Annotated in this window: 7 protein-coding genes and 1 pseudogene; 2 read left to right on the forward strand and 6 right to left on the reverse strand. The window is 61.2% G+C overall.

From position 1 onward, the window contains the following. Nucleotides 1-123: 123 nt before the first annotated feature. Nucleotides 124-591 (reverse strand): hypothetical protein, encoded by a 468-nt coding sequence (locus D7Y13_RS37540; RefSeq protein WP_120585991.1) that lies wholly within the window; start codon nucleotides 589-591, stop codon nucleotides 124-126. 77 nt (nucleotides 592-668) lie between these two features. Between D7Y13_RS37540 and D7Y13_RS48850 the strand changes: the two genes are divergently transcribed. Next, nucleotides 669-791 (forward strand): hypothetical protein, encoded by a 123-nt coding sequence (locus D7Y13_RS48850; RefSeq protein ID WP_279637166.1) that lies wholly within the window; start codon nucleotides 669-671, stop codon nucleotides 789-791. A 129-nt stretch (nucleotides 792-920) separates the two neighbouring features. Here the strand turns inward: D7Y13_RS48850 and D7Y13_RS45385 are convergent, their stop codons facing one another. The 5 genes from D7Y13_RS45385 to D7Y13_RS37565 all read right to left on the reverse strand — a co-directional run bounded on the left by D7Y13_RS45385 (nucleotide 921) and on the right by D7Y13_RS37565 (nucleotide 5,251). Continuing rightward, a complete protein-coding gene (locus tag D7Y13_RS45385) occupies nucleotides 921-1,463 on the reverse strand; it encodes a hypothetical protein (protein ID WP_147444555.1) in 543 nt (180 codons plus the stop codon). Further along, entirely contained in the window at nucleotides 1,460-2,794 is a 1,335-nt protein-coding gene (locus tag D7Y13_RS37550; protein ID WP_158620505.1) for an AAA family ATPase, read from the reverse strand. The genes D7Y13_RS45385 and D7Y13_RS37550 overlap by 4 nt, the downstream gene beginning before the upstream one ends. 141 nt (nucleotides 2,795-2,935) lie before the next feature. Further along, nucleotides 2,936-3,433: a hypothetical protein gene (locus tag D7Y13_RS37555; protein ID WP_120585993.1), complete on the reverse strand. Its 498-nt coding sequence runs from the start codon at nucleotides 3,431-3,433 to the stop codon at nucleotides 2,936-2,938. Nucleotides 3,434-3,444: 11 nt separating this feature from the next. Then, the gene (locus D7Y13_RS37560) at nucleotides 3,445-4,323 is read right to left on the reverse strand and encodes a DUF2381 family protein (RefSeq protein WP_120585995.1); all 879 of its coding nucleotides are present in this window, start codon (nucleotides 4,321-4,323) and stop codon (nucleotides 3,445-3,447) included. 70 nt (nucleotides 4,324-4,393) lie between these two features. After that, nucleotides 4,394-5,251: a hypothetical protein gene (locus D7Y13_RS37565; protein WP_120585994.1), complete on the reverse strand. Its 858-nt coding sequence runs from the start codon at nucleotides 5,249-5,251 to the stop codon at nucleotides 4,394-4,396. A gap of 130 nt (nucleotides 5,252-5,381) precedes the next feature. Here D7Y13_RS37565 and D7Y13_RS37570 point away from each other — a divergent pair. Beyond that, nucleotides 5,382-5,596, forward strand: a pseudogene (locus tag D7Y13_RS37570) (hypothetical protein); the annotation flags it as partial.

The following is a 5,596-nucleotide window of genomic DNA, read 5'->3' on the forward strand; positions in this document are numbered from 1 at the left end:
CGCCTCGAATGCTTCTGCAATCCGCGTCCACTCCGGCTTCTCCACCTGCTTCGCCATGCCCGGAAGCGTCCGCCGCTCGCCGCTACCCCGGCAATCCCTCACGGCACGTCGTTGGCCGGACGGTTACCGCTGAAGGGTCTGGTCCTCCACCAGTTGCCGGTTGCCCACGGACGCGGACTTCACCAGCGTCGTCCACACCAACGGCGTGGCTCGCCCATGCCGGGTGAGGAGGCTGGCCACAAGCGTTTCCTGGTCATCCTTCTCGAAGTCCGTCCAGTCCAGCGCGATGATGGCCTCCGTGCGCTCCGCCAGCACGAACGGCACCCAGGCCGCGAAGAGCTTCCAGACGTTGAAGCCTCCGTTGGACAGCAGCCGGTCCACCTGCTTCACCGCGTGCTTGGAGGTGACGTCCTCGCTCCTCGCCCACGCCATGGCCTTGCCGATGGCCGCCACCGACAGGCTGGTGGCCTGCACCGCGCCCAGCGTCGCGTGGGCCAGGGACAGGATTCGTTTGACGTGCAGGTCGTCCTCGAACACCTCCGTCAAAAACGCCCGCCCCTGCTCTTCGTCGATAGCCACCTTGCGCGTCATGGTGGCCGTCTCTTTGCTCGGGTGCCAGTGCGACCGCACGCAGCAACCGGGCAAACCCCTGCTGATCAACTTGTTAGATGAGGGGATCCCTCAGGGAGGATGGCCGTCCCGAACTGGTTGGCGGATACCATGTGGTGTCCGGCCTGCGCATCGACACGTCCAAGGTCGATGACGCGCGGGTGTTCTGGCTCTGGGGCTGACATCCTCCCTTCATCGTCGATGAAGAGATCAAGTCCTCGCTAGAGCGCGTCGGCATCGTGGGGGACTGTTCGGTGCGGTCTAAACCGGCTGTTTGTTCCTCGAATTGATTTCATGCGTTGGGGCGTTGTCTACTTTTCGATATTCTCAACTGCCTGCACCCGAGACATTAGTTCTTCGCGCAAGTCTGCTACGCCCTTGAGTGGGCAAGGAACAAACCCGAGGGTCGCTTTAATTTTGTAGGCGAGTAACTGCTGGCGGAACTCCTTTTGGAGTAGCTGACTGTCAGGCGGTGACTCGGCGCCTGAAATGATCACTGCGTGGACCCTCCGCTGGTCGCAACGGGCATGAAGCCCTGTAAGAGCTAGGCGTACTGCCGAAATAAGCTGAGAGACAGCATGGTCAAAATCCCTGCCGCGCTTGAGTTCAAAAAATAAGAGCCAGGGGTGTGCATTCTTTTTGCGTCTGTAGAAGAATAAGCCATCGCAAACCTGAGTCCCATCAGGCTCACCGTGCCGAAGCTCGTCGTGAGGGGAATCCAGTTGAAAGAGTAGCACGGCTTCTTTGTTCACAGGGGCGAGTCTGGCGCCCACTTCACATTCAGAAAGAGAATAAACGCCCGGATGCAAGCCATTCCAGAGCAGCCTGTCTAGAGATCCGCCTGCTGAGCTCACTCGCTAGCCTCCGATGCGTCGAGAGCGGCGTTGAAGAGGCGGCTGAGACGCTGCGTGACGGGAGCGAAGGTGCTTTTTGTGATGAGGCCGCTCTTCGCGTCAATGGCATTTGTCACCTTGACCTGAGTGCCAGCAGATGTCTCCTCGAATGCGTACACGGAAACCTTATCTGCTGGCAGGAATGCGCGGCTTGTTTGAAGCTGAAAATCCTTTGCGAGCTTTTCCTGTCGGTCAACTGGTGCGCGTCCTGCTTCTAGTAAGTTGTTGAGATGATCAATTACATATGGGCTATGGGTTGTGCATACAATCTGTATGCCGTGGCTCACCATTACCGCCATCAGTTCTACGAGCGCGAGTTGGGCCGCTGGATGTGCGTTCATCTCGAGTTCGTCAATAAGAAGCAGGTCGCCTGGCGAAGCAAATGCGCGAACGTAATGTACAAGGCCTGCTACGGAGCGAGAGAGCGATGATGCCACCGTAATAGGGATTTCTTGGTCAGCAACATCAAGGATAAACCGCTCCTCTCCTTTGGCTCCAGTGAGGCGAACTTCTCCGCCGACGATGCGATTAAGTAGGGGGAGTAGTTGATCTCTTAGTCGTGATTCTTTCTTGGTGGTCCGAACAAGCCGCATTACATTCAAGAAATCGTTCACTGGCCTGGGTAAATCAAGGTCGGTGTCTTCATTTCCCATGGCCAGTAGCAGCCCAGCTCGCTCTGCTGGAAAGCAGAGCACAGTCATCAGAAGCTGTCGAAGGCTCCATGTGGATATGTTTGTAAGGGCCTCTTCATCCCAATCTGAACGTATGGCTGTGCGCGTGATTGTGCGCGGAGAGCCATCTGGGAAGTGCCAATTTGAAGATACCTTGAGTCTACCAAACTCAGGCTCAAATCCAATAACCACGGATTTGTGTTGAGCTTCCATTTCGTTGATGGGGATGGTGAGTTCCACTTGCGCGTCAGAAGCAATTCTTGTTCCCTCCCCAAGAAGAGATGCGAGTTGGTCGTGCTCCATTGTTGCTTGGAGCACCTCGTCCGACCAGACTCCAAGCTCTTTTACGTCAAGAGTGACGACTGCTGTTGATGTCCCCTGTCCTATTATGTCGATTATTGGTTTGATTTTTTCACGAACCTTGGCGGACAGTGAGTCTGTGTCTTCGCTGACAAGTATCTCTCTTGAGTTTGGGCCAGTGGACACCGGCTTTAAGAGATCGAACAGTGCCCATGCGAGCCATGTCTTGTTTGTCCCGTTGTGTCCGCTGAAGACTGTGAGTTGTTTGATGTCGAGTTCGGCGTCTGTAATGCGGCCGAGGTTGTGAACGGTAAGTTTCATGGGCTTTTGTCCGACAGGGTGTGGTATGAATATGCTCGATGTATTCAATGTGCGTGCTTTGATTTGGCAGGGCAACGCGTAAGGGGCATATGGTGGCACATCAATCATGAAGTGGAAGGGGCAGTAGGTATTATCCTTGAGCTACCTGAACTCGTCCACGATGTAGACCCCTGCGCTGGGTGCTCCGAGGACGGCCATTCCAGGCTTGGAACTTGGCAGCTTCCTGAGCTGCCCTATGCCCAGCCGCGCCACCGCGCAGATGGGAACTTGGGCCCCTCCATCCAAGGGCTGGGCTGCGTAGTACCGGATGACGGCCTGGGGACCGCTGGTCCAGACCCGGCCATAGAGCCGGGCTGGTGCCGCCAGAGGGCCGAGATCGTCTTCGAGCACGCTCTCAATCGAGCCTTCATACAACGCGAGCGGGCTGCTGGACTGATTCGCGTCGAGTTGGATCCACGCGGACGCGCCGACGAACAGCCGCAAGTAGTTCATCGCCTTGCGTGCCTCTTCCGGGCACTTCTCAGGTCCTGGCGTTCCATCAGGACGAAGGGCCACGCCTCCCGTGGCGGAGCCGGGGCAGCCGGACGACATCACGAGCAGCACTGCGCAGCCCAGGAGCGCGAGCTTGGTGGAGGCCATACGTCGCGCTCTTACTGTGCAACGAGATCTGGATCTAGCTGAACGACCGCCTGCCGAAGGCCGTCCTGCCGGTAGAGCTCAAGGAACACCGACGTCAACTTGCCATCCTCGATGAATGCGCTCCTGTCCGCCACGAACGCCACCACACCGGACTCACCCGGAGCAATCGACGGACGTGTCGAGCGAACAGCGATGGCACTCTCCCTGCCGCTTGAAATGCTCAGGAGCCGCGCCGACTTCATGCTCCAGTCCTGCTTTTTCGACAGATTCTTGATAGTGAGGACGACCGCCGCCTTGCCCTTACCTCGGAACACGGTCGCCTTGAGCCTAGTGTCGCCATCCTCGCCGTTGATGCGACTCGCAATCATGAAGGGTGTCTGCGCGACAGATCCTGCGGCAAGGAGCGCGGCCAGCGCGTGGTCTTCCGAGGTCGCCTCCTGGCGGTAGCGCTGATTCTCCTCGGCGAGAGTGTCGTTCTCCTGGAGCGCCTTTCGCAACGCCGCGTGCATGGCCGCGTAGCCCTCACGGTCCTTGAACACGTCGACCTGTTGGTCGGGCTGCTCCTGCCTCTCCCAAACCGGAGGCCGCAGGAGGAACGGCACCTCGGTTCCATCCACCAGTGTCACGACGAGTGGACTACCCTCCTCCTCGTTGAGGTCGTGGAGCGGCTCCAGGATGACCTTGTTGCGGACCACCGCCAAGGGTTCGAGTCGGCCCTCCCAACCGAGCATCTTCGTCCTGCCTGCATCCACTGCCTTCTCGAACCGCAGCGTCGTGACCACTTGCCCCTTCACGTAGACGCGATGGGTGTCGTCGTCCGGATGCTCGGAAAGCATGAGCGCGCGCACACTGTTCTTCTCGCGCTCGCTGGCGCCAGCGACGGAGGCCATCAGGACGCAAAGCAGAAGGGGTCGAAGCACGCACACAACCTAACAGGATGGCCGTGGGGCCTCCAATCCTTCAAGCCAGCAAGCGCATCGCGAGGAACGCTGGCAGCGCGATGTAATACAGGCCCCGGCATGTCCACTCCGCGCCGGTGCGCACGTGGCGCGCCCACCGGGGCCCCAGCCAGGCCGCTCCGAAACACAGCGCTTCCACGAGTGCCCTCCAGAAACAGCCAAACAGGAGCAGGGCCAGGAACACCGGCAGCCACGTGCGGACGAATGTGAGCAGGTACGCCTTGAGCCCGTACATCTGCCATTCACCAAAGGCGCCCCCGAAGGAGATGTACTGGTGCGCCCGGAAGAAGATGCCCGAGATCACCCCCGGCACGAGGCCGTACTTCAGCAGCCAGTCGTACCAACGCCTGCGCCACTTCGCGTTCCGCGCCTGTGCGTAACGCACCAGCGGATGCTCGCGCGCTTCGCCCAGCGGCCCCATCGCCGTGAGCAGCGGCACGGGGTCTTGCAGCTCCAAGCCGTAGTCGAACGCGCGCCCCGTGCGCAGCATCAGCGTGAGCCCGGGGCCCGGAATGGGCAGCCTCCACGGCCGGACCGACGCCAGGGCCTCGAAGGGAATCTCGAAGTGCGCGCCTCCCGGCTGGGTGAGCACGAGCCCTTCGGGACGCACCGTCACCGTGGCCCGCGTGCCCAGGTGCAACAGTCTCAGCGCGATGAGCGGCAGCAGCCCTCCGACCGCCAGCCCTGTCGCCAGCGGGCCGGGCTGCGTCTCCTGGCTTCCCGCGAGCACGTCCCGGAACAGCAGCACGGTGAAGTAGCAGAGCGTGCCCAGGGCCCCGGCATGCAACAGGGCCCCCAGGGCTCGCAGCCTGGGTGTGAAGGCGTGGACGGGGAAGGGGCCGGACGCGTCGACGTTCATGGGTGGCGGCCTGCGCATTGCTTCGGAGCGAGCGGCTTCCGTAGCATACGCGCCCCGGAGGCTCCCCGAGAACATGCGTTCCCCGCAGTCTGGCCCTGAGCGTCGCACGGATTCCGATGGCGTGACGCGGGTGACGCCCTCGCGAGAGTCCCGCGGCGCGGGCTCGTGGCTCATCGGTGGCGCCGCCCTCCTCACGGGCCTGTGCGCGCTCCTCTGCGTCTGGTGGCTCTCCCGGCCCGTGACCGTGGAGGAGCGGCCGGAGCCGGTGGTCGAAGCGGCGTTCAAACCCGCTCCCTCCGAACCCCTGCCGCCGCGCGCGCCCGTGCGCCGCGCCCCCCCCGTCGC

Origin of the sequence: Corallococcus praedator (genome assembly GCF_003612125.1) — a bacterium.
In the GTDB taxonomy this organism is placed as follows: domain Bacteria; phylum Myxococcota; class Myxococcia; order Myxococcales; family Myxococcaceae; genus Corallococcus; species Corallococcus praedator.